Source organism: Paenibacillus sp. 22594 (assembly GCF_052044425.1).
Lineage (GTDB): Bacteria > Bacillota > Bacilli > Paenibacillales > Paenibacillaceae > Paenibacillus_AQ.
Map to the genome: position 1 here is coordinate 323043 of NZ_JBQENA010000002.1, position 25775 is coordinate 348817.

The 25775-nt window shown below is 50.8% G+C and carries 17 protein-coding genes; 12 read left to right on the forward strand and 5 right to left on the reverse strand.

Annotated elements, in window-relative coordinates; genetic code table 11:
* Nucleotides 1-179: 179 nt before the first annotated feature.
* Nucleotides 180-1151 carry a LacI family DNA-binding transcriptional regulator gene (locus ACTJKB_RS08165; protein WP_440833117.1) on the forward strand — a complete coding sequence of 324 codons (972 nt, stop codon included), beginning with the start codon at nt 180-182 and terminating at the stop codon, nt 1149-1151.
* Nucleotides 1152-1912: 761 nt separating this feature from the next.
* Here ACTJKB_RS08165 and ACTJKB_RS08170 read toward each other — a convergent pair.
* From ACTJKB_RS08170 to ACTJKB_RS08180, 3 genes are all read right to left on the reverse strand, one after another.
* Nucleotides 1913-2743, reverse strand: coding sequence for a carbohydrate ABC transporter permease (locus tag ACTJKB_RS08170; RefSeq protein ID WP_440833119.1), 831 nt, complete (start codon nt 2741-2743; stop codon nt 1913-1915).
* The gene (locus ACTJKB_RS08175) at nt 2743-3615 is read right to left on the reverse strand and encodes a carbohydrate ABC transporter permease (RefSeq protein WP_440833121.1); all 873 of its coding nucleotides are present in this window, start codon (nt 3613-3615) and stop codon (nt 2743-2745) included. The genes ACTJKB_RS08170 and ACTJKB_RS08175 overlap by 1 nt, the downstream gene beginning before the upstream one ends.
* A 75-nt stretch (nt 3616-3690) precedes the next feature.
* On the reverse strand, nt 3691-5025 hold the full coding sequence (locus tag ACTJKB_RS08180) for an ABC transporter substrate-binding protein (RefSeq protein WP_440833123.1): 1335 nt from the start codon (nt 5023-5025) through the stop codon (nt 3691-3693).
* 193 nt (nt 5026-5218) lie between these two features.
* Between ACTJKB_RS08180 and ACTJKB_RS08185 the strand changes: the two genes are divergently transcribed.
* Both ACTJKB_RS08185 and ACTJKB_RS08190 read left to right on the forward strand, forming a co-directional pair.
* Entirely contained in the window at nt 5219-7003 is a 1785-nt protein-coding gene (locus ACTJKB_RS08185; protein WP_440833124.1) for a cache domain-containing sensor histidine kinase, read from the forward strand.
* A 16-nt stretch (nt 7004-7019) separates the two neighbouring features.
* Nucleotides 7020-8534 carry a response regulator transcription factor gene (locus tag ACTJKB_RS08190; protein WP_440833126.1) on the forward strand — a complete coding sequence of 505 codons (1515 nt, stop codon included), beginning with the start codon at nt 7020-7022 and terminating at the stop codon, nt 8532-8534.
* A gap of 143 nt (nt 8535-8677) precedes the next feature.
* Here the strand turns inward: ACTJKB_RS08190 and ACTJKB_RS08195 are convergent, their stop codons facing one another.
* Nucleotides 8678-9595, reverse strand: a complete 918-nt coding sequence (locus tag ACTJKB_RS08195) for a dihydrodipicolinate synthase family protein (protein WP_440833128.1) — start codon at nt 9593-9595, stop codon at nt 8678-8680.
* A gap of 99 nt (nt 9596-9694) precedes the next feature.
* Between ACTJKB_RS08195 and ACTJKB_RS08200 the strand changes: the two genes are divergently transcribed.
* The 3 genes from ACTJKB_RS08200 to ACTJKB_RS08210 are packed head-to-tail and all read left to right on the forward strand — an operon-like array spanning nt 9695 to nt 14056.
* Nucleotides 9695-10453, forward strand: coding sequence for an IclR family transcriptional regulator (locus ACTJKB_RS08200; RefSeq protein WP_440833130.1), 759 nt, complete (start codon nt 9695-9697; stop codon nt 10451-10453).
* A 37-nt stretch (nt 10454-10490) separates the two neighbouring features.
* Complete coding sequence (locus tag ACTJKB_RS08205; protein ID WP_440833131.1) at nt 10491-12467, forward strand: YjhG/YagF family D-xylonate dehydratase; 1977 nt, start codon at nt 10491-10493, stop codon at nt 12465-12467.
* Nucleotides 12467-14056, forward strand: coding sequence for a glycoside hydrolase family 43 protein (locus tag ACTJKB_RS08210; RefSeq protein ID WP_440833133.1), 1590 nt, complete (start codon nt 12467-12469; stop codon nt 14054-14056). Before ACTJKB_RS08205 ends, ACTJKB_RS08210 begins: the two co-directional genes overlap by 1 nt.
* 33 nt (nt 14057-14089) lie before the next feature.
* On the opposite strand, the gene ACTJKB_RS08215 is transcribed toward ACTJKB_RS08210, so the two are convergent.
* Complete coding sequence (locus ACTJKB_RS08215) at nt 14090-14995, reverse strand: AraC family transcriptional regulator (RefSeq protein ID WP_440833134.1); 906 nt, start codon at nt 14993-14995, stop codon at nt 14090-14092.
* A gap of 187 nt (nt 14996-15182) precedes the next feature.
* Between ACTJKB_RS08215 and ACTJKB_RS08220 the strand changes: the two genes are divergently transcribed.
* From ACTJKB_RS08220 to ACTJKB_RS08245, 6 genes are all read left to right on the forward strand, one after another.
* Nucleotides 15183-17414 (forward strand): glycoside hydrolase family 52 protein, encoded by a 2232-nt coding sequence (locus tag ACTJKB_RS08220; protein WP_440833868.1) that lies wholly within the window; start codon nt 15183-15185, stop codon nt 17412-17414.
* The gene (locus ACTJKB_RS08225) at nt 17411-19492 is read left to right on the forward strand and encodes an alpha-glucuronidase family glycosyl hydrolase (protein ID WP_440833136.1); all 2082 of its coding nucleotides are present in this window, start codon (nt 17411-17413) and stop codon (nt 19490-19492) included. The genes ACTJKB_RS08220 and ACTJKB_RS08225 overlap by 4 nt, the downstream gene beginning before the upstream one ends.
* Nucleotides 19493-19733: 241 nt before the next feature.
* A complete protein-coding gene (locus ACTJKB_RS08230; protein ID WP_440833137.1) occupies nt 19734-20528 on the forward strand; it encodes a Nif3-like dinuclear metal center hexameric protein in 795 nt (264 codons plus the stop codon).
* Between the two features lie 188 nt (nt 20529-20716).
* Nucleotides 20717-23008, forward strand: coding sequence for an AraC family transcriptional regulator (locus tag ACTJKB_RS08235; RefSeq protein WP_440833138.1), 2292 nt, complete (start codon nt 20717-20719; stop codon nt 23006-23008).
* Between the two features lie 173 nt (nt 23009-23181).
* Nucleotides 23182-24777, forward strand: a complete 1596-nt coding sequence (locus tag ACTJKB_RS08240; RefSeq protein WP_440833140.1) for an extracellular solute-binding protein — start codon at nt 23182-23184, stop codon at nt 24775-24777.
* Between the two features lie 84 nt (nt 24778-24861).
* Nucleotides 24862-25770 carry an ABC transporter permease gene (locus ACTJKB_RS08245; protein ID WP_440833142.1) on the forward strand — a complete coding sequence of 303 codons (909 nt, stop codon included), beginning with the start codon at nt 24862-24864 and terminating at the stop codon, nt 25768-25770.
* The last annotated feature ends 5 nt before the right edge of the window (nt 25771-25775 follow it).

Genomic DNA, 25775 nt, shown 5'->3' on the forward strand with positions numbered 1-25775 from the left:
CAGGTTGAATGCTAACCGTTGTAACGCGTTACATGTCAAGTGTTATTTTGAAATATAAGGATTTATATGTTTCACGCTAAAAATCATCCTTCTATTTCTCGCTGAAACGGATTCCGTCCCTTAAAAGGACGGCGAAGCCGTTTCCACTTGGATGGATTATGGATGTAAGGAGATAGATCATGTCGAATCTGGATCAAATTGCGAAGCTGGCAGGCTTCTCCAAAGCAACAGTCTCCAGGGTTCTGAATAACTCCCCTCATGTCAGTCCGGAGACAAGGGATACCATTCTGGCTATCATGAAGAAGCTGGATTACGTTCCAAACGGCAATGCCGTCTCCCTGTCGAAAGGGCGAACCCTGCAGATCGGCATGTGTGCGGAGGGTATTAACGAAGTGATGCTGCCTTTTCTGAACAGCTTTGTGGAGACGGCCAGCCAGAACGGTTATCAGACCATTGTCTATACCTCGGGCGGAGATGCGAAGCAAGAATTGAAGGCCTTTGAGGATCTGCGGAGAAAAAGAGTGGATGCGCTGGTCATTATCACCTGTGTCAACGATCACGCCCTGTTAGGCTCTTATTGCAAATACGGCCCGATTGTCTCCTGGCAGCGGCTGGAGCTTCCGGAGATCCACTCGGTCGCCATGAACCAGTATGACGGGTACAAGCTGGGTGTGGAGCATGTCATTGAACAAGGGTACACCCGTATTGCCAACGCGCTCGGCAGGCCCAGTAGCATGAATACGCTCAGCCGGCTGGAAGCGTATAAAGAGATGATGAAGAAGCACCATCTCCCAATGAGGCGTGATTGGTCGCTTACCGGCATCTATTCGATCCGCGATGGAGAACGGCTGGTCCGGGAATTGCTGCTGGGCGGCGGAGAACGGCCGGATGCCGTGCTGTGCGCCAACGATCTGGTGGCGGCCGGGCTCTTGAATGAAGCGCGCAGGCAGCGGATCAGGGTTCCGGAAGACTTGGCGATTGTCGGCTTTGACAACACGGAGCTTGCGCATACGCTGGGCATCACCTCCATTGACAATCCCATTGCTGCTCAGGCGCAAAATGCCTTCTATCTGCTGCTGGGGAAGCTGAACCAAGCAGAAACAGTGCAGCAGAAGCTGCAGTTCAGTCTGGTTAAGCGGGTGACAACATGAGCTTGTTCGCTGGTTTGGTGCGGGGCGTCCTCCGAAAGCCCGCACATATAGAAAAGATGAGGCAGGCCAGTTATGCGGCCTGCCTCATCTTTTGTAATTGGTGGAATGATAATAGCTACATGTATTGAACCTGAGGCTTGAAGCTTGACGAACGCCATGAAACTTACTTCTTAGGGACTGAAAGCGAAGTGGAATAAGTAGAACTAAATGGGCTGGAACTCTGCCACAGAAGGTTTTAGTTGGATTTTGTAAACTTAATTCATTCATAATCATCGCATACACGTACTTTCGGCAGAATTAGTGATCCATTTTCCAACATGGGACACTCTTTAAGCCAAATGGGGGGTATTAGTGAGCGTCAGTCTATACTCTGTCGATTCGGCACGGGCTGCTTTCTATGTTTGCTCTGTTTCGTTCCAGGTTATTTATGCACTTGTCCTGACCACTACGGACCGTAAAGCCCCTATTTTCTCCATAGGAACCGTTTCACCAGGCTTGCGGACCTCACCGCGCTTATTGCCTCTCTATGAGACATCTATCGGGTGAATACCTGTACATAACTGCATTGGAGTCCGTTAGCTTGTCAAAATACTGCCTTCGGCCGGAAATAAGAGCATATCAGTCCGTTGGATGCAGCGACCTCCCCTGTCAACGTGCTTGCCTGTTGTGAGAGATTTTACAGTTCCGTTCCGCAGGAATAGCTCTTGAATCCCCGAAGGTCAAGACTGATTCAATTTAACTAAGCCCAACCCAGTCCAGCCCTAGCCCTTAACCGCACCCGCTGTAAGTCCGCTCACAATGTACTTTTGGCAGAACAGGTACAGAATGAGCACCGGCAGCGAGGTCAGCACCAGATCCGCAAAGATCAGGTTCCAGTCCCGGCTGTACTTTCCGTAGAAGTTGTACACCGAGAGAGGCATTGTCCAGTCCGAGCTGTCGGTCAGGAAATAGAGCGGAATGGTAATGTCATTCCAGACGGACATGAAGACCATAATGGCTACGGTTGCGTTGACCGGAACGATCAGCGGAGTCACGATTTTGAAAAAGACATCAAACGTATTGGCGCCCTCCAGGAAGGCCACTTCATCCAGCGCTTTGGGTATGGAGCGGATGAACCCGCTGTAGAGAAACACGCTGAACGCGGTATTGAGAGAGGCATAGATTAGGATAACGCTGGTGATGCTGCCGTAAAAGCCCATCCACTGCACGACACGGATTGTTGTGATGGTGGACATCGGAGCAATCAGACCCATGAAAAAGAACATATACAGAAAACCGGACCATTTAGTCTCCCTGCGGACCAGAATGAAGGAGGCGGCCGAAGAGGTAAAGATATTCAGGATAGAGGATACGCCAGTAATCAGCAGCCCATTTAGAAAAGCGCGCCCCAGACCGCCTTCACGGAAGACCGTGGTATAGTTGGAGAACATCCATTTATCCGGGAGCCGCAGGGAGAATTTCAGCACTTCCGCGCTGGTCATAAAACTTCCGAATATCATAATCAGCAGCGGCAGGATAATCAGTAGAGAGGCAAGGATCAGGAACCCTTCAACCAGATAGTTGCGCCAAGCCATTTTACGTGTAAAGCCCATTATTCCGATACCTCCTTACGCCGCATAAAGATCAGCAGTGGAATTGCGATGATGGTTACCGCAGCGAATAGCAGCGTGTTGACTGCCGTACCGAGGCCCCAGCTGCCTTCCCCGAACGAGCGCAGGATGATGGTACCCACCACCTGGGAAGCATTGCCCGGCCCCCCGCCAGTGAGCACGAATACCTCGGAGAATACTTTGAGTCCGCCGATCAGTGTAAGCATCACATTGATGTTGATTGCAGGGAGCAGGAGTGGAACGGTGATGCTGCGGAAGCTCCTCCAGGAACCGGCTCCATCAATAGTGGCAGCTTCATAGTATTCTTTGGAAATGGACTGGAGTCCGGCCAAGTAGATGGCCATTTGGAATCCGGTATGCTGCCAGATGGAGACGGCGGCAACTGTCCAGATTACGATTGATGGATTGGTCAGCCAAGCCTGGCTTAAGGAGTGCAGGCCCACGGCATCGAATATGCGGTTGATCGTACCATCGGAGCGCAGCATGGGTGTAAACACAATGCTGATCACCAATACGCTTAAGATCGACGGAGAATAAAAAATGGCCCGCAGAATGTTTTTGGATTTCAGCTTCATATTTAAGCCGACTGCAAGCGCGATTCCGAGCAGGTTCTTGCCGAGTACGGTGACTACTGCAAAGATAAAGGTATTTTTAATGGCGAGGAGCAGGGTTTTATCGGTAAAAATACGTTCAAAGTTGTCCCAGCCGATAAATGTGATGCTGTCCCGGTCCAGCCGCCAATCGGTGAAGGAATAGTATAGCCCGGTGAGTGCGGGAAACACGAAAAAAATGGAATAGATCAATAACGCAGGCCAGATGAGGTAATACGAGTATAGTTTCTTTGATATTTTCATCTCTTCACACTCCTTTACTGCCTAGGACAGAATAAAGCCCCGAACCGGGCTTTATTCTGCCTGTTGAATCGTTAATCAGAATCCTTGGACCCCTTTGTCCTTCATCAGCTGGCTGAATTTTTCATCCCAGGATTTGAGGACGCCCTGAGGGTCCAGGCCACCGGCGAACTCGTCCTGAAGCAGACGGTACAGCTCACTGCGGTCTACGATCATGTAAGCATCGGTGGTCAGCACAGTTTTCTTAGGCGTGATATATTGATCGACAATTTCCTGCTTGTATTCCGGAAGTTTCGGCGTAGTCACATCGCTGAAATTGGATACATAACCCTGGGCGTCGACAATTTTCTGAGCCACTTCTTTGGTAGCAATGAAATCCAGGAATTTCTTGGCTTCTTCCATATGCTTGGCTTTCTTCGGGATAAATAACTGGCCGCCCAGAGGGCTTGCGCCAAGACTTGCGCCTTCAGAAGAAGGAATAGCGAACAGTCCCAGGTGCATATTCGGATCTTTTTCGGCCACATTCACAATCAGCCAATCACCCATGAACATCATGGCTACTTCTTTATTCAGGAATTTGCCTACAGCCATATCGTAGCTGTCGCTGAGAATGTCGGTATTGGTATAACCTTTCTTGTAGACGTCATATTGCTGCTGAAGGAAAGTAGCGAATTCCGGAACATCAGACCATTTTTTACGACCGGCATTAATGTCGTCAAAGAGAGTAGGTTCCTGCTTCGCGGCCCAGTCGGCAAATGCGGCAGCCGGCCAGATGTTTGCAGCCCATGCATCTTTGTACGGCATGAATACTGGTGTAACTCCGCTTGCTTTGATCTTCTCGCATACAGCGAGGAATTCCTCGTAATTGTTCGGAATGGCAAGCCCCAGGTCTTTAAAGATATCCTTGTTATATACAACCCCCTGCATGCCTGTATCCTGACTGACGTGGAAGCTGTAGACATGACCGTTAGCGGAGAGCACGTCCTTGTTCAGCAATCTTCCTACCCATGGCTCATTATCGAGAATTTCGAAGTTGCGCTCCAGGTTAAGATCCGTTGTGGCACTGGCGAGGTTGTACTGAATAAGGTCAGGGACCTCGTCCACGGCCAGCTTGGTCTGCAGGACGGTAGCCGTCTGTTCAGCCGGAAGCAGCTGGAGATTTACTTTGATATTGGTTTTCTGTTCGAACTCATCGAGCAGATCCTGTGCGACAAACGCCGAATCCTGCGAGCTCTTGGAGATAGCCAGCTCAATAGTAACTTTGCTGCTGCTTTTTCCGCTGTCAGTTGCTGAAGCATTCTTGGAGTCTGGAGCGTTTTTGGAGCCCGAATTGTCAGAGCCGCATGCAGCCAGCGATAAGGTCATTACACCGGCCAATATGCCTGTTGCGATTTTTTTCATTTTGTTATTCATGTTATCGCCCCCGTATTTATTGTGTGTGTTAACATTTGAATCCGTTTACATTTCTGATTATAGAATGATGCCTGTCTGTGGTACATGTTTGTGCTTTACTCTTTCTGTGTAATATTCTGAACTCCTGACAGCTTGTTCATTCAAGGGTTTGGATGTACAGTAGGAACATCAAAAAGTTCAGGGAGGATTCAACTTGGCGATCTTTAACAGGAAAATGGGCGGTGGCAGATATCAGGTCAGTCTGCAGACTAAGTTCTTTCTGACATTCATGTTTCTCCTGCTGATTGTGCTGGGCTGTTTTCTGGTCTATGTCAACTTTCTGGTCATCCAGCCGCTGAAGGAGAAAACGGAGAATGAAATGAAGATGACAGCCGCCAAAGTTAGCGATCAGCTTAGCCTTTATATCAATAACCAGAACCAGCTGTCCCAGCGGATTCTGTCGAATAAAGACGTTTTTCTGCTGCTCTCCGGCGGCGATTATCCGGGGATGACCCTTGAAGGACTGACACGGAGCCGCAGGCTCAAGGATATTATGTTCCAGGCGATTGGCCCCAGTCTGAACATTGAAGATATGATTATTTATGACCTGAAAGGAGCGGAGGTCGCTTCTTATATAGGCGGTGCGGGCAACCCGACTTCCCTAGTACCGTTCCTGAAGGAAAACGGAAAGCTTGCGACCTGGAATGCAAGCGGCTACGCTTTGTATCGCCAGCCTTCGAACAGAATATCCTTTGTGCGGGCGATTATGAACCAGAATGGTCAGGTGTACGGCTATCTGGCGATCCAGCTGGATCAGGAGTATTTGAGAAGATCTGCAGCCGGCATCGCTGACAGCATAGTGTATATTTTAGACCCGGAGCATCAGCTGATCTCCAGTTCGCCGGTGCTTCAAGAAGGGCAGAAGGTTCCCGATTTTGCAGTCACACAAGCGGTCAACGGAATCTATCTGGGCAGCAACCAAAACTATGTTGCCTATGACAAATCGGCCCAAACCGGCTGGACCACTTACATTGTAACGTCGAAAAGTTATGTGCTTGGACCCGTCAATACGGTGAAATATATCTCCATTCTGCTGATTACAGCGCTGATCCTGTTCTCGTTCGTCTTCATCTACTTCTCAACGAAAAATCTATTACTTCCCATCCGCAAGCTGCGCAGCCAGATTCTGCGGATCAATTACAGCAATATGAATGTAAAGGCGGATACACGTTCCAATAACAATGAGCTGATACAGCTGAATGAAGCCTTTCAGGAGCTGCTGGAACGGCTGCAGGAGTCGATTGACCGGGAAAAGCTTGCGCTGCATGAAGAGGTGAAGGCCCGGAATTCGGCGCTTCAGGCACAGATTGCCCCCCATTTCATCCACAACGTCCTGTACCTGATCAGTATCGCTGCACAGGAAGGCAAAAACACCGTGGTATCAGAGATGTGCAAACATTTGTCAGACAGCTTGCGGTATATTGTATCTTCCCCTTATCAGCATGTTACATTGACGGAGGAACTGAAGCATACCCAGCATTATTTGTCTCTGATTCAACATAATTTCGAAGATGATCTGGAGTGGGAGATTGATGAGGATGAGAGGTTTGACCTAATCCAGCTGCCCCGGCTTGTCATCCAGCCGTTCGTGGAGAACTGCATTGAGCATGCTTTCAAAAACACCGATCCGACATGGAAGATCACGGTGAGAGTGAAGGTGTATAACGGGCTGTGGGCCATAGAAATCCGGGATAACGGAGATGGCTTCGAGCCTGGCAGGATCAAGGAAATTCTGGACAATATCCATGACTCCGACTTAGGGGCGTACGAGCTTCAGAATAATATATCGGGGATCGGGAATATGGGCATTGTGAATACGGTGAACCGTTTGAAGCTGATGTACAAGAACCGTCTTTTCTTTAATGTCTACAACCATACAGAAGAGGGCAATGGTGCTACAGTCCAGATTATCGCATCCCTGAGCAAAGACTTCTACTAACCCGGGAGGGACAGCTATGTATACTGCAATTATTGCTGAAGACAGCAAGCCGATTCTACGGAATATCCAAGCACTTATGCAGTCAACGGAACTGCCCGTGAGAATTACAGCCACAGTGTCGAACGGGATCGAGGCATTGGAATATATAAAGGCACATCCCGTCGATATTCTGCTGACAGATATCCGTATGCCTAAGCTGGACGGGCTTGCGCTGATCGAGCAATGCAAGCTTGTGAATCCGAAACTGAAGGCTGTGCTGATCAGCGGATACAGTGATTTCGAATATACGCGAAAAGCGTTGAACCTGCAGGTATTCGACTACCTGCTCAAGCCTGTAGAGCGCCTGCAGCTTATTGATGTGATGCAGCGGCTGGTTGAGCATCTGCAGGTACAGCGTGTAAATGACAAAGATCTCTTAGAAGGAATCGTGCAATCGGAGTTCCTGATGTCCATGGAACTTGGGGCCGATTTTTATACCGGGGACAAGATCATGCTGATCCTGCGCAAGCAGCCTTTTACCCCGGAACCGGGGCCGGATCTCTGGGTAAATAGTGTGATTCAGTCTTGCTGCGCCGAGGCTTATGCGCCACATGACTGTTGGGTTTTCCCTGTATTGGCTCCAGAACAGTTTCTTGTGCTGATGAACGGTTCGGTTCTGGACACCTGTCTATCCATCTATGACTGTATGGAGGGGATCTCCGCTGCGCTACAGGCCCAAGGGATCCAGGTCTCCATCGCGGCAGAGACACTGCGGGCAGGGAACAGGACGCTGGCAGCGGGTTATGAGAAGCTGAATAAACTGATGAATGAGGAGCTGTCTGTATCAGGTCGTCTTATGGAAGCAGCGTATTCCATGACGAGGGGTATGCTGTCCGGTGGTGAATTGGAGACGCTGACGAAACATTTTGCGGACATGATTGGACAGCGTCAAAAAGAACGCTTCACTCTGCTGCTAGGGCAGCAACTGCTGAATTTTAAACACGCCAATATCCGGATTAGCGAGCTGGAACGGTTCATTTGGACCCTGGCGGAGGCTTTCGTTACCATGGAATCCGGTCAGCATTCAGAGGACAGGCTGAGGCTGGAGGAGGAAGTGCAGCGGCTGCTGGCGAGAGAGAGCTTCGAGGCTTTCGAAGAGGCCATGCTCTCGTGGGCCGAGCAGAACTTTGAATGGCTGCAGCATCAGAACAAGAAGAGCGGTGAGGAGCTGTTCCGGCAGTTAGACCAGTACGTGCAGCAGAATATCTACTCCCAGCTGTCCATTTCGGATGTGGCGCTTAAATTTCATGTGAGTCCATCTTATATCAGCAGAATTATTAAAAAACATACACAGGACACCTTTGTACATTACTATATGCAGCTAAAAATTGATGAGGCTTGCCGGCTGATTACAGCCAAACCGGAGTTGAAGGTGAAGGAGTTGTCGGAAGTATTGTCTTTCGGTGATCAGCATTATTTCTCCAAGGTGTTCAAGGAATATACGGGATACAGTCCTACAGAGTACAGGGAGGGTCGAAGCAATAGTGACTAGGCGGCTGCTCCTGTACACGGCGTTTGCGATGTGATTAATGATGAATACGACCATGACTAAAAGGCGCCGAAGTTTCCCTGGAAACAGGCGCCTTTTAGTCTGAGCTTCAGGAGGAACCAGCCGGGTGAAGCTTAAGCGGGATATCAATCCGGCAATGGTATTCCTGCTTTGTTGAATATATCTTGCAATTGCCGTTCTTTCTCTTCGTTCCATGGGGTTGCCGGGGAATGGCTGAAGACAGGAACCGGAACACCCGAGAGACGCACCGCTTCTTTGATTGAGGGGATAAAGGGATCATCTAGCGAATACAACGGCGGAATCTGAATCACCCTCCGGTGGTATTCGAGCATCTCTGAACATTCATTATTCTGAAAGCTCTTATATAAGCCCAGCATAAGCTGCGGAGCAAAATTGGCACTGGCTGCAATGGCCCCGGCTCCGCCTGCCGCAAGGGTGGGGAGCAAATATTCATCAAAGCCGCAGAATACAGCAAATGCCGGGTTCACTTCCTTAACCTGCAGAATCATCTGCCGGATATGGCTTAGCTGGTCCACCGTTTCCTTGATGCCAACCACCCGGGAGTATCGGGCCGCAAGCCGGCTGACAAAGGCAGGACTCAAATCCTGGCCGGTAAGATCCGGGAAATTGTACAGCATCAGAGGCAGCCCGGAGGCTTCGGCAATAGAGGCATAATGTGTAAACAAACTTTGCTCGCTTAGCTTGCAGTAGTAAGGATTGATAACGACAACGCCGGTAGCCCCGCTGCGGTCAGCATGCCGGGTGAGGCGGATGGCTTCGGAGGTCGTATTACTGCCTGTTCCAATCCAGACCGGGAGGCGGCCTGCCGTATAGTCAATGCAAAACTCCGCAATCTCCTCCCGTTCCCCCGCATCAAATTGGTTGAACTCCCCGGCGGTTCCCAGGAAGAACAAGCCATGAACACCTTTGTCTATCAAGCTGTCGATCAAAAGCTGCATTCCACTACGGTCAAATTTCTGCTTTTCATTCAATATGGTGGGAACAGGGGGGATAATGCCTGCATTTGCATGAATAATATTCATTTTATTTCGCCTCCAAGTTTGATACTATAAACACAAGGTTATTATATTGAACCTGATGGGGTTTATCAATTGTTGTTTTTTAGAGAGGGGATTGAAGGGTTGGAGCGTAAATATTGGGTTCCTGCTTTGGAACGGGCTGATTTGATTCTGAATGCGATTTCCCTGAAGCCGGGGGAATGTAAAATGACCGATCTGTGTGATGCAACGGGCATCAATAAAAGCTCGATGTTTTCCTTGCTGCGGACGATGGAAGTTCTGAAATGGGTGAAACGGGATGAGAAGGAAGCCTATGCGCTTGGGGAAGGGGTCGCGTATCTCAATACAGTGTTCAATGAGTCGCATAAGCAGAATTACAACCTGGTGGAGCATTTTCTGAAGGCTTCCTCAGTGAGTGTTAAGGCTGTTGGCGAAACCTTTCAGCTGTCGGTACTGGACCGGAGTGAGATTATCTATCTGGCCAAGCAGGAAGGGCCATCACTGGTGAAGCTGGAGTCAAGCCCGGGGATGAGGTTCCCCGCTCATGCGACAGCAATGGGGAAGATGATGCTTGCGCTGCTCCCGCCGGATGAGTTAGTCAAGCGGTACCCCGACAAGATCTTATCTCAGGTAACTCCACAGACCCTGACAGACTGGAATGAATTTACGGGGGAATTGGCCAAAATCCGCAGCAGCGGATATTCCATAGATCAGGAAGAGATTATTCAAGGAATCTGCTGTGTGGCTGCACCGATCCTTGATGCTTCCGGGAATGCGGCAGCAGCAGTAAGCGCCTCCATGCTGCGACATGCTTATGCCGACAAACAGGAAGCTGTCACTGAAGCGGTTATCCTTTTGGCAAAGAAGCTGTCTTTATCTTAATGCCAGACATCCAAACAAGAAGAAAGAAGGGTTCAGAATGGAAATAAGCCTGGAAGAGATCATGCGTGAGGCACCGGAACAGTCAGCACCTGTACATACAGCTGCGGCAGGGCCGGCAGGCAGACTCCCTATAACGGGTGAAATGCTGCGGAGTGCCCCAAGCGGTGAAATATTCGGAATGACCCAGAATTCGGGCATGGGCTGGAATCCGCTCCACTTGAATCGGCCTCAATATCTCATCCTCGGCACGATGGGGGGGATTCGGCGCGAGGACGGCAGTCCGCTGGCTCTTGGCTACCATACCGGGCACTGGGAAATTGGCCTAATGATGGAGGAAGTCGCACATGAGATTACTGCATATCAGGGGATTCCGTTTGCGGGCTATGTCAGCGATCCCTGCGACGGCCGTTCCCAGGGAACATCGGGCATGTTCGATTCCCTGCCGTACCGGAACGATGCGGCGATGGTCCTGCGCCGGTTAATCCGTTCTTTGCCTACACGAAAAGGGGTACTGGGGGTAGCTACCTGTGATAAAGGGCTGCCTGCGATGATGGTTGCGCTGGCAGGCATGCGTGATCTCCCCGGAATAATTGTACCTGGGGGAGTCTCTTTGCCGCCTGTACAGGGAGAGGATGCCGGTAAAGTGCAAAGCATTGGAGCCAGATTCAGCAATGGTGAGCTGTCCCTGGAAGAGGCGGCGGACCTCGGATGCAGAGCCTGTGCAACTCCCGGCGGCGGATGCCAATTTCTGGGGACTGCCGCTACGGCCCAGGTTATTGCCGAGGCGCTCGGCATGTCGGTTCCCCATTCCGCACTGGCCCCCTCGGGGCAGCCCGTGTGGAAGAATATGGGGCGCCAGTCTGCCCGCGCGCTTCTGCATATGGAGCATAGCGGTATGGTCATGAAGGATATTCTGACAGACCAGGCGATCAGCAATGCCATGGTGGTGCATGCGGCGTTCGGAGGGTCCACCAATCTGCTGCTCCATTTGCCTGCCATCGCCCATGCCGCCGGGCTGCGCGTTCCAACCGTTGAAGATTGGAATGAAGTCAACCGAAAGACCCCGCGGCTGGTCAGTGTACTGCCGAACGGTCCTGTTCCGCATCCGACGATCCGCGTGTTTCTCGCGGGAGGTGTTCCTGATGTGCTGCTCCATCTGCGCCGGCTGGGACTGATTGACGATTCGGTTCGGACGGTAACAGGAAGGACGCTTGGAGAAAATCTGGATTGGTGGGAAACCTCGCAGAGACGGCAGGATATGCGAAGCCGTTTGAGAGAGGCGGATGGCATTGATCCGGATACTGTTATTATGAGTCCCCGGGAGGCTGCACGGCAGGGACTAGCCTCCACAATGACCTTTCCAACAGGCAATCTGGCTCCAGAAGGCTCGGTCATCAAATCGGCAGCCATTGATCCCTTGGTCCTGAACAGTGAAGGCGTATACAAGCATGTGGGAAGAGTTAAGGTCTTTACTGCGGAAAAGGACGCGATTAAGAGCATCAAGGACGGACTCATCCAAGCAGGGGATATTCTTGCCGTCATTGGCCGCGGACCCAGTGGAACCGGAATGGAAGAGACCTACCAATTGACATCCGCACTGAAGCACTTGCCCTTTGGCAAGTACGTTACACTGATCACCGACGCCCGCTTTTCCGGTGTGTCCACGGGGGCCTGCATCGGACATATCGGTCCGGAAGCACTGGCGGGAGGACCGCTTGGCAGACTCCGGGATGGCGACTGGGTAGAGGTCATTATCGATACAGTCAAGCTTGAAGGAAGTGTGAATCTGGTAGGGAATGGCGAGCAGCCGGGCTCACCGGAAGAAGGAATGGGAATTCTGGCTTCCCGTACCGCCCATCCGTTCCTTGCTGTAGATCCGGGATTGCCGGACGATACCAGGCTGTGGGCAGCGCTGCAGGCCGCCAGTGGCGGAACCTGGCAAGGCTGTGTGTATGATACCGATAAAATCATTGCCGCCCTCGAAGCAGGCCGGCAGGCATTGGGGTGGAAATGATGAGTAGAAATCTGATTCAGAATCCGATTCTCCGCGGGTTTCATCCGGACCCGTCCATCTGCAGAGCCGGGGAGGATTATTATATTGCCACATCTACATTTGAATGGTTTCCCGGTGTCCGGATTCACCATTCCCGTGATCTGGTGAATTGGCGGGTGCTCACGCACGCGCTGACCCGCAAATCGCAGCTGGATATGGAAGGAGACCTGGACTCTGGTGGAGTATGGGCACCGTGCCTCAGCTACGACAATGGAATCTTTTATCTGATTTATACCGACGTCAAGAGCAGACAGGGAGCATTCAAGGATACTCCCAATTATCTGGTTACTGCCCCGGATATCGAAGGCCCCTGGTCTGAGCCGGTCTATCTGAACAGCAGCGGCTTTGATCCGTCCCTGTTCCATGACCCGGACGGGCGTAAATGGCTGGTCAATATGCAGTGGGATCACCGGACGCACAAGAACAGCTTTGCCGGAATTGTTCTACAGGAGTATTCGACAGCGCTGAAACGGCTGATCGGGCCGGTAATTCCTATCTATAAGGGTACAGAGCTCGGGTTGACGGAAGGCCCGCATTTGTACCGGAAAGACGGCTGGTATTACCTGATTACGGCTGAGGGGGGCACTCAGTATAACCATGCTGTCACAGTTGCCCGGTCACGGAATATGGAAGGACCTTATGAAACCGATCCCCGCAATCCGGTATTGACTTCAGCTGGCAACAGGGAACTTGAGCTTCAAAAGGCAGGGCATGCCTGTCTGGTCCATACGCATACAGATGAGTGGTATATGGTTCACTTGTGCGGCCGTCCGGTGAAGGAGAAGTATTGCAATTTGGGCCGGGAGACAGCGATTCAGCGCTGTATCTTCACAGAAGATGAATGGCTCGCCCTTGCGGATGGAACGAACCAGCCCTCCCTTACAGTAGAAGGCCCGGATATTCCGGCTCAGCCCTTTCCGTCACCTGCGGAGAGAGATGATTTTGACAAGCCGGTGCTGGATGTCCGCTGGAGCACCTTGCGTGTTCCTGCCGAAGAATCCTGGCTTTCGCTCAGAGAACGGCCAGGGTTTCTGCGCTTGCTGGGAAGAGAGTCCATGAGCTCCCTGCACCGCCAGAGTCTGGTTGCCATGCGCCAGCAGGCTTTTTGCTGCAGTGCTGAAACCGGGATGGAATTCGAGCCGGAGCATTTCCAGCAGATGGCCGGCCTGATCATCTATTATGATACGAAGGATTACGTGTATTTGCGGATTACCCATGATGAGGAAATGGGCAAGTGTCTGGGCATCGTCCGATCCATGGACGGCGTTTATGATGATTCTGTGTGTGCGCAGATTCCTTTGCTGCCTGATGCAAGCTGCCGGCTGAAGGTAATCATCCTACGGGAGTCCGCACAGTTTTATTATAGTGTAGGCAATACAAGCTGGGAGAAGATCGGTCCAAGTCTGGATATATGTCATTTGTCCGATGATTTCCCGGCGTATATCAGGTTTACGGGAACCTTTATCGGAATGTGCGTTCAGGACCTCAGCGGAACATTTCTAGCTGCAGATTTTGATTATTTTGAGTACAAGGAGCTTCCGGGGGATTAAGCATCCCTCCGCCAGCCATTATTGGTTCCGTTGCTATTTATCCTCTTCCCTGTACTCCCGCGGCGATTTGCCGTACCAGCGTTTGAACTGGCGGCTGAAATGGGCAATATCGCGGTAACCCAGCAGGCTTGAGATTTGGCTCACGGACAAGCTTGAATCATCAAGGAGCACCTTGGCCTCGTGAAGCATTTGTTCCGACAGAAATTCTCTGGGCGACACCCCGAACACCTGCCGGAATACTCGGTAGCAGTGGGAGGGGCTGATCCCCAGATCTGCGGCAATATCATCTATGCCGTAATGGCTGTCGTAAGGCAGCTCCAGCTGGAATTGCTGATAGACCAGTCCCTGCAGGCGGCTGCGGATCTGGTGGGCAAGCTCCACCTTCTCATAGGTGCCCGAAGCGGGTAAATTGGCCTCGATAGAAAAGGCTTCCCATAGCTGACCGAACAGATCAAACACTGCAGACTGCAGCCTCATCCGCTGGGACATCGTGATGGCTCCGGAGATGGTGCCTGAAATCTCTACCAGCCTGGCGAAGACGGGACCTAGTTTATGGACGATGGTGCTTTCGGATTCGAAGAGAACATGGTCAAGCCTGCTTAACAGTGAGATCAGGATCTTGTCGTCAATATCAAAATGAATGCAGAAATAAGTGAAGGATTTGCCATTGCCGCTTTTGCTGGAATGGGAATCGCCCGGTCTTAACAAGACCAGATCCCCGGCCTTCTGCGTATAGCTGTGATTGTTGACGACAAGCAGCTGTTCTCCTTCGAGTACATAATTAAATTCGTATTGCGGATGCGCATGAATGGGATAAGACCACTCGCCGCGCACCTTCCGTAGGTGCATACCGAATAAATTCAGTGTTGTCTTCACATCAGGTATAATCGTTTCGCTGATGCTGTGTCCGAGTGCAGGCGGAATAAAGGCTGAAACCATGGAGCCTCCCCTTTCAAAACTATATATTTGAACAAAAGTGTATCTATTAGTATAGCAGGCCTCCAGCTTGATTTGGGTAAATATTTGCTTGATTTGACAATGTCCTCACCCCGGAGGGCCATGTTAGGATGAACCTATACAATGGAAACAAGCAGATATGAAACTGAAGATCCAGAAAGGAGTCTATATGACGAAAACTAATGTATTCTATAATGTTCAGCACTCTCCGATTGGTGCCTTTGCGAGTTTCACTTTGGGGTTCAAGGGGAAGAATGGGGGGCTTGGACTGGAGCTGGGCAAGCCGGCGGACCAGAATGTATATGTTGGATTCCAGTCTGAAGATGGCGAAACCTATGAAGCGCTGCCCTTTTTCGAGCATGTGGAAGATGCAGGCGCCAGATATGATATCGAAAAGGCCGACGAAACCGCCAAGGAATTGCAGGAGATATTCCCTGCACCGCCGGGAGGAAATGAGAGGGATAAGCCGAGCGGCTGGTATCAGCCGTCACAGATTGTTTTGAAAGCGTTTGAAGACCAGGAGATTACCCGATCGCTGCGTTCAGCAACAGACACCTGGAAGGCGGGGGATCTAACTTTTACCATCTACTCGCCTGTCCGCTCCGTTCCGGATCCGGCCTCCGCTGAGGAGGAGGAGCTGAAAGCTGCCATTCTGCCGGCAGTATTCGCTGAACTGACACTGGACAATACCCAAGGAACCTTTGCGAGAAAGGGATTCTTCGGTTACGAAGGCAGCGATCCCTACAACTCTATGCGCAGGCTCAGTGACACCAGCGGCGGGGAATTCGAAGGCATCGGCCAAGGCCGGCTGACAGCCATTGCCTGTAAGGATGCAGGGGTGCAGACCGCCCTCGGGTTCACCATGGAGAAAATACTTGAAGCCAAGCTGGAGCATAACCTTGCGTTTGGGCTCGGTGGAACAGGTGCGGTAATGATGGAGGTTCCTGCGGGTGAGAAGCGGACATACCGCTTCGCCATCTGCTTTTACCGGGGCGGGCTGGTTACAACAGGAATGGATGCCAGCTATGCGTATACCCGTTATTTCAGGAATATTGAAGCTGTTGCAGGGTACGCACTGGAGCATTTTGACGAGTTGATTGATTCCTGCGAATCCGGCAACGACTGGATCAATTCTGCCCGGCTTACCGAAGACCAGTCCTTCATGCTCGCGCATGCGATTCACAGCTATTATGGCAGCACCCAACTGCTGGAAGCAGACGGGAAGCCCATTTGGATCGTGAACGAAGGTGAATACCGGATGATGAACACACTGGATCTGACGGCGGATCAGCTGTTTTTTGAACTGGTTATGAATCCCTGGACGGTCAGAAATGAACTGGAATTGTTCGTGGAGCGCTACAGCTATGAGGATAAGGTTGTATTTCCTGGCGGAACCGAGGAATATCCGGGTGGCATCACCTTTACCCACGATGTTGGCGTAGCCAACGTATTCTCGCGGCCTCAGTATTCTGCTTACGAGATGGCAGGGCTGGATGACTGCTTCTCGTATATGAGCCATGAAGAGCTGGTCAACTGGCTGTGCTCAGCGCTGGTCTATATCGAACAGACCCAGGACCGCGAATTCATCGGCAGTATGCTGCCGACGCTTCGTGCCTGCTTCGAGAGCATGCTGAACCGTGACCATCCGGAGAGTCATATGCGCAATGGCCTGATGGGTCTGGACAGCAACCGCACACAGGGCGGGGCTGAAATTACTACTTACGACAGTCTGGATACCTCGCTGGGACAATCGCGGAATAATATTTATATGGCAGGCAAGTGCTGGGCGGCTTATGTGGCACTGGAGAAATTTTTCAAGCAAGAGGGATGGGCTGAACTGTCGGCGTCTGCCGGACAGCAGGCGGACAAATGTGCTGCTTCCATAGCTTCTAAACTGAACAGTGAGGGGTACATTCCAGCCATCATCAATGAGGACAACGAGTCCTGTATTATTCCGGCGATCGAAGGGCTGGTGTTCCCTCTGTTCACAGGCTGTGAAGAAGCGCTTGACCGGAATGGCCGATTTGCCGGCTATCTGAATGCGCTGAACACTCACTTGAGCAACGTACTGGTTCCGGGAGTCTGCCTTTTCGAGGATGGCGGCTGGAAGCTGTCTTCCACCAGCAATAATTCCTGGCTCAGCAAAATCTATCTCTCCCAGTTCATCGCCCGTGAGATCCTGGATGTGCCTTGGGACGCGCGTGGCCTTGCAGCAGATGCGGCACATGTCCGCTGGCTGCTCCATCCGGAGCTGTCCTACTGGTGCTGGAGTGATCAGATTCTCTCTGGCCTTATCGGCGGCAGCAAATATTATCCGCGGGGAGTGACGGCAATTCTATGGCTGCTTGAAGGCACAGGCAACCGGTCGCTGACCAAGATCAAGGAGGAAACCTTTGCATGAATCATTCCAAGGTTATCAACAACATGATTGCTGACGGTGGTTACAATGCCTGGTTGAGTTATCCATCTTTGCCTTCCGGGCGCCTTCAGGATCAATATGTGAAATGGTGCGGGGCGGTACAAGTTACTGAAGAGAATGAAACGGTTCAGGCTGCCCTCCGGGAATGGCAAAGAGGTATTGAATCCATGCTTGGTATACAGGCCGTGGCTGAAGCGAATCCAAAGGGTTTATCTGTGGCATTCGGCACCTTCCAGGGCGGAAATCCGCTGATTGGCAGCATGTTCGGGGAGGAAACGGTTCGGATGGTGGACCCTGAGGGTTTTGCGATCCGCACCAGCGAAGAAAAGGGCTGCATTGCCATTGGAGCCGTATCACCAGCCGGTTTACTGTACGGAGTATTTCACCTGCTGCGGCGAATCGGCAGCCTGAAGGAAATCGAAGGGCTGGACGAAGTCGTTAACCCGGTGAACGGGCTGCGGATGATCAATCATTGGGATAATTTTGACGGAAGCGTGGAGCGGGGATATGCGGGAAGATCCTTTTTCTATGAGAACAACCATTTTACAGACGATGTGGAGCGAATCCGCGATTATGCGCGGCTGATGTCCTCAGCAGGGATCAATGCTATTGCCATCAACAATGTGAATGTCCATGCGCTTGAAACGCTGTTTATCTCCAAGTATCTGCCCGAGGTTGCAAGCATTGCCGATCAGTTCAGGGTATATGGCATCAAGCTGTTCCTGAGCGTGAACTTTGCTGGTCCGATGCATGAAGGGGAAGTGGGCACCGCTGATCCGCTGGACCCTGGAGTACGCAAGTGGTGGCAGGACACAGCAGCCGAGGTGTATGCGGCGATTCCCGATTTTGGCGGATTTGTGGTAAAGGCCGATTCCGAAAACCGTCCGGGGCCGTTCACTTATGGCCGGGACCATGCCGATGGCGCCAACATGCTGGCTGAAGCACTGGAACCATTCGGCGGAATTGTAATCTGGCGCTGCTTCGTATACAACTGCAAGCAGGACTGGCGTGACCGCAAGACGGACCGGGCCAGAGCGGCCTATGATCATTTCAAACCGCTCGACGGTAAATTTAAGGATAACGTTATCCTGCAGATCAAGAACGGTCCGATGGATTTCCAGGTCAGAGAGCCGGTATCCCCATTGTTTGGGGCACTTGAACGGACAAACCAGGTCATTGAATTTCAGATTGCCCAGGAATATACAGGACAGCAGCGCCATGTCTGCTATCTGGTTCCGCAATGGAAGGAGGTCCTGGAATTCAACACCTATGCCAAAGGAGAGGCGTCTCCGGTGAAACATATCGTGGACGGATCCTTGTGGGGGAGCCGTCATAGCGGGATTGCGGCGGTGTCCAATGTAGGCAATGACCGGAACTGGACCGGCCACCTGCTGGCTCAGGCGAATCTGTACGGATACGGCCGTCTGGCCTGGAATCCGGAGCTGACGGCAGAGGAAATCGCCAATGAATGGATCTCCCTGACCTTCGGTACCGATCCGGCCGTTTCAAGTGTGGTCAGCCGGATATTGCTGGATTCGCTAGAAATCTATGAATCCTATACGGCACCGCTTGGCGTAGGGTGGATGATTAATCCCGAACATCATTATGGGCCGAATGTGGACGGGTATGAATATTCGCAGTGGGGTACCTATCATTATTCAGACCACCAAGGGATCGGTGTAGACCGTACCGTGAAGACCGGAACCGGCTACAGCGCCCAATATATAGGCATGAATAGCGAACGTTATGATTCTCTGGAGACATGCCCGGACGAATTGCTGCTGTTCTTCCACCATGTTCCGTATACCCATGTGCTGCATTCCGGCAAAACCGTGATTCAGCATATCTATGATACCCACTTTGAAGGGGCGGAACGTGCGGCAGAGCTGCTGGCTTCCTGGGGCAGCCTGAAAGGAACTGTCCGGGAGGATTTGTACACGCAAGTGGAGGAACGTCTGAAGGGGCAGGTCAGTCATGCCAAGGAATGGCGTGACCAGATCAATACGTATTTCTACCGCAAGAGCGGTATTGAGGATACCGGCAAACGCACTATTTACTGAGAGGGGAGCAGGGACATGAATACTGATACTCAGGCCACAGTAGACGATAAGCCCCCATTAAGGATGAAGTAAGCGATCTGGCGGTTGGCGTATGCGGCTCCGGTTTTCAGTATTACTTCCGAAACCAGCATGGTTCGGGCTATGCCACAGATGTCCAGGGCGGATCACAATAGAGCATTTGCTGCATGATTGTACTTTCGCGTTACTTATTATTTCAAGTTCAACTTATACAGGAGGGCATATGACACTTACCTTCAGACACATCATCGATCACTTAACCAAAGGAATCGCTAGGCTTGAGCAGACGGTAGACAAGCTGGAGCCGGGAGACCCGGAGACCGGCGTGCAGGGAATCGTTACGGCCTTTTCCGCCTCCCAGTCTGTGATTGAGCAGGCGGTGGCGCTGGGAGCGAACCTGATCATCTCACACGAAGGCGTATTTTACAGCCACCAGCCTCACGCAGACGAACTGGAGCAGGACCCTGTCTATCAACAAAAAGCCGAGCTTATCGCCTGTTCAAACCTCGGGATTTACCGGTTTCATGATTACCTGCACCGATATACTCCGGACGGAATCGTGGAAGGGCTTATCCGGGAGCTGGGTTGGCAGACATATGTTACCGAGCACCGGCCGTCTGTGTCTATTTTGACCATCCCGGTTATGAAGGCTGAAGAAGTTGCGGAATATTTGAAAAAGCAGCTGCAAATCCCTTATGTGCGTGTTGCAGGCAATCTGTCTACTTCATGTGTGAAAGTGGGTATTCTGGTCGGTTATCGGGGGGGCGGCTCCTCGGCAATCCCTTTATATGATCAAGAATCTCTGGATTTGATCATCGCCGGGGAAGGACCGGAATGGGAGACGCCGGAGTATATAAGAGACGCTGCCCGCCAGGGGCGGGACAAGGCACTGATTATGCTGGGTCACGCGGAGAGCGAGGCGCCCGGTATGAAATATCTGGCAGAGCAGCTGTCAGCAGAGTTTCCGGATGTGCCGGTACATTTCGTTAAAGATCAGCCGGTATTCCGTATAGTGTAATTACCCGAACCTCTTTAGAAGCAAAAGGGCGGGGAGTGCCTGATCACTCCCTGATCCGCTTGCGGATAAAGGGTTTTTTTTCAAATGATCAATCCGGTTCATATTGTAGATTGCCCTACAGGCGATTTATATCTTATAGTTGTATTCTAGCAAAGGTAGAGGCGAAATCACCTAAGGGAGTGCAGAATATGAAGCAACAAAAGAAGTTGATGTTCAGCAAAAGTGTGGCCTATAAATGGATGGTCTCCTATGCTGTGATTATGCTAATTCCGCTTATTGTGAGCGCTATCATATATCTTCAGACGAAGCAGATCGTCGAATACGAGATTGAACGGGCAGGCCATGCGATGCTGAAGCAAATGCAGAATACTGTCGACAGTGAAATGAACCAGACTGAGAAAATGGCGATGCAATTGTCCATCCATAATGATGTGAACAAATACCTGAATCTAACGCTCCCGGATGAGAGAACGCAGTCTTTTCAAATCTATAAGGCCCGCCAGGAGCTAAGCAAATATAAATCGACCAATGACTTTGTAACCGGGATTTATCTGTATTCCAGCCGTTTGGACAAAGTGCTGACGGATGAGACTTATGTGGACAGTAATACTTTTTATGAGATTAACCGCCAAATGATCGGAATGCCTTATGCGGATTGGCTGACTATGCTAAAAGGAGAGGCCGATAGAGAGAAAGGCTTGCTCCCGCAAATTGAATTTAAACGCTGGGGTACGAATGTTGTCTTGATGAAGCCTTTCTCGAATGCCGGAGGGGAAAATGTTCTAAGGGGGACGCTCGTCCTTCCGCTGAACGGCAGCAAAATTCAAAATATGCTTAAAAACGTGGATTGGGTCAACAACGGGGATGTATACATCGTCGATAAGAATCAGCAAATTTTGTTTCAGAGTAATAGTCTGGCCAATTTTCAGAGTGTGCCTTTTGCTGAAGAAGGCGATAAGGGCGCAGGGACTTCCTTTATGGATATCGCTGGTACGGAGAACATGGTTTCTTTCATCGATTCGGACACGACCGACTGGAGGTATATAAGCGTGTTTCCATCAAGTGTATTCTGGGAAAAAGCGCGGGAGATTCGCAACCTGAATCTGTTCGGACTGCTGCTCTGTTTTTTTGTGGGAGGCGGGGTGATTTCTTATTATGCACGCAAGAACTACAATCCTGTCCGTGAATTGGTAAATATGTTCTCAGGATCTAAAGATGAGCAGTCCCAGCGGGTGCTGGATGAGTTCGCCTTTATTAGAGAGAGCGCACTCGCTACGATCCGGGAAAGAGATGATAGTAACAGCAGGCAATTCAGACAGCTGCGTGTGCTGCAAACCTATTATTTATCGCGCCTGCTCAAAGGGCAGATTGAAGATGGATTAACCGTGGAAGAAGCGGCAAGGCTGCATCACTTCGAATGGGAATCAGAGGATTTTGCAGTGTTGCTGTTCTACATTCAGGGCTGCGGAGAAGACGGGCCATCGCCCAGCCTTGCCAATTTTATCGTTTCTAATATACTGAAGGACTTCACCGGTGAGCATCATGGCTTAAGCTTTACGGAAATGGATGGCATGCTAGCCGCTGTGATGAATATCAGAGCCGGGCGTTCCGCCAGCTGGAAAGAGGATATTGAGGAAGCGTTGGCCAAAACGCTGGAGTTCATTGAGCAGAAATACCGTCTGCATATCGTGATGGCCGGAAGCGAGCGTCACACCGGACTGAACAGTCTGCATCTGGGATATCTTCAAGCGCTGGAGGCTCAGGAGTACCGGCTGGTGCTGGAAGAGAATGTGTCGGTCTGGTATGGCGATATTGAACCGCAGCAGACAGACTATTACCTCTCCCTTAATGATGAGGTGGTCTTCATCAACCTGATTAAAAGCGGGGAGCTGGCGAAGGCTTCAGGGATGGTGGATGACATACTGGCCCAGTTTTTCGGTTCCCAGGTTTCTATAGAGCTGGTGAGGTATGCGATGATTGATTTGAGCAGCTCGATCATGAAGGCGGTTCCGCAAGAGACTCAGCGCTCGAAGCTGTGGGAGGAATGGCGTCCCATGAAACGTCTGCTGGTCTGCACCACACGCGGGGAATTCCGGCAGGAGCTGATGGAGCTGACAGCAATAGCCTGCGGTATGGCGAATGAGAAGCTGACTCTTATGTCCAATAACGGAATCGGTGAAGAGGTCTCGGCGTATGTTAAGGACAACTATGCAGACATTAACCTCAGTGTGTCCATGATTGGCGCGCATTTCGGTATTACTCCCCAGTATGTCTCCAAGTTGTTCAAGGAACAGACGGGACAAGGGCTGCATGATTATATCAGTCAGATCCGCACAGCGGAGGCGAAAGTGCTGCTGCAAGATGGAGTAACCATTGAGGAAATATCCGCCCGTGTCGGCTTCTCCAGCAGCAGTGCATTCATTCGGGTGTTCAAAAAATATGAAGGCATCACCCCGGGCCGTTATAAGAATCTGCAATAATTGAATTGGATATTCAATTTGCGTAAAAAAGGGTAGGAGCTCAAATGGCCTATCCCCTTTTTGCGTTTTGATCGATGGATTTTGCATATTGAACATTGTTTGTATACAAGAATCGGCTTACATTGTAAGGGCATCAAGTCGTCAAATAACACTAAATGGAGGTCGTCATCCTGATGAAGTTATTCCAAAAGAAAAAAGCCCACAAATCGCTTCTTCTTCTGTTAGGGGCCACACTGCTTGCAGCAGGCTGCAGCAATTCAAGCAACAACTCAAATGAAAGCGCTTCTGGCACGCCTGCCAGTGAAACCCCAGCAGCAGATTTCTCTTATCCAATGCCGGGAGGTACCGAATTAACCTTTATGAACGAACAACTGGGAGGTACGCCCGAACGGTTGCCTGTCGACGACGAATACGAAAAGCGCACAGGAATTAAAATCAAGCAGCTCGGCGGAACGCCGATGACAGACCAGAAATTCAGTCTGCTGCTGGCTTCCGGTGAATTGCCGGATATCTTCCTGAATACCTGGTTGCAATATCCGGGCGGCCCGGACAAAGCGGTGGAGCAGGGCTACATTCTGAAGCTGAATGATCTGATGGACAAATATGCTCCCAACTTGAAAAAGACGCTCGCGGAGCATCCTGAAATCGATAAAATGATCAAAACCGATGATGGAACCTACTATGCCTTTCCTTTCATCCGCTCCGAAACGGGGCGGGTCTATGGCGGGCCGATTATCCGCAAGGATTGGCTGGATGAGCTGAAGCTGAGTGTTCCGGAAACGATGGATGAATGGCACACGGTGCTGACCGCTTTTAAAGAAAAGAAAAATGCCGCCGCACCTGTAACCTTCCGTACCATGTTCCTCGGTGAGCGGACCGGCGGATTTGCCGGGGCCTTTGGTGTTATGGGGAACTTCTATGTAAATGACGGGAAAGTAGTCTACGGCTACCTGGAGCCCGGATATAAGGATTATCTGAAAACGATGGCCCAGTGGTATAAAGAAGGACTGATCGACAAGGACTTTGCTTCGATTGATTCGGCAACCGTAGACAAGAAGATGACCTCCAATGTGAGCGGGGCAACAATCGGCTGGCAGTTCTACATTGAGAAATACAACGCAGCCGCACAGGGGACGGATCCGAATGCGAATTTTGTAGCGGCTCCATATCCTGCAGCAGCCAAAGGCGGAATCCCGGAGTTTGGACAGCTGGATAATGCTTATGCCGGCACCAGTTCGGCTGCGATTTCTGCCACAACGAAGAATGTCGAAGCAGCGATGCGCTGGCTGGATTATGCCTACACCAAGGAAGGAAGCATGCTGAACACTTTTGGCGTTGAAGGCACTACGTATACTCTGGAGAACGGCAAACCTGTATATACCGATCTGGTGGTTAAAAATCCGGAAGGCCTAGGCAGTGACCAGGTGATGATGAAATACTCGCACGGAACCAATTTCCCGATGATTCAGCAGGATAACAATCTGCCGGCCAAATATAAGCAAACCACGGAATCTATCGGCATCTGGAAGAAAACCAATCATGAAAGCCATCTGCTGCCGCCAATCACACCAACCGCTGAGGAAGCCGACGAAATGAGCAGTATTATGAACGACATTAACGCCCTTGTGAAGGAAGCCGAGCTCAAAATTATTCTGGGTACTGAATCTGTTGACAACTACGATAAATATGTTCAGCAGATGAAGGATATGGGAATTGAAAGAGCTCTGGAAATTCAGCAGGCAGCCTATGAGCGGTACATGAAACGCTAGAACACGTTACAACAAGGGCCGCTATAGAAAGCGTATAGATCAGGCGGCCCTTGATATTAGCATTGCAGCAAAGGAGAGAAAGATATGCTGAAAACCAGATTGGGCAAAGATTTGCTCCGCAATAAGTGGCTGTATCTGATGATTCTTCCTGTACTTATCTATTATGTCTTGTTTCATTATGTACCGTTATATGGCACGATCATCGCGTTCAAGCAATTTGTTCCGTCCAAAGGTATTCTGGGCAGTGATTGGGTGGGTTTCAAGCATTTTGAGGAGTTTTTCTCCAGCATTTACTTTTTCCGCGTCATCAAGAATACGATTTTGCTAAGTTTTTTCAACCTGCTGTTCGGTTTTCCTGCTCCGATCATTCTTGCCTTGCTTCTGAATGAACTGAAGAGTCCGCTCTTCCGGCGGATTACACAGACCATTACCTATATGCCGCATTTTATCACGCTGGTGGTTGTGGCAGGAATTATCCGCTATTTTACGTTATCCGATGGTTTGATTAACGATGTCATTGCCTTCTTTGGCGGCGCCCGGATCTCCTTTCTGCAGCAGCCTGAGTCCTTCCGCCCCATTTATATAATCAGTGAAATCTGGCAGCAGATCGGCTGGGGGACCATTATCTATCTGGCAGCCATTACCGGGATTGATCAGCAGCAGTATGAAGCCGCCAAGATTGACGGGGCCACGAAGCTGCAGCAGATCCGCCATGTGACACTGCCGGGGATTCTTCCAACGATTATGATCATGCTGATTCTGGCACTTGGAAATATAATGAATGTCGGCTTCGAGAAGATCATTCTCTTGTATAGTGCCAGCATCTATGAGACAGCCGACGTTATCTCAACCTTTGTGTACCGGAAAGGGATATTGGAGTTTAGCTACAGCTACAGTGCCGCGGTAGGGCTCTTCAATTCTGTCATCAACTTCACCATATTGCTGCTCGCCAACTCGTTCAGTAAACGCGCCAGTAAAACCAGTCTTTGGTAAGGAGG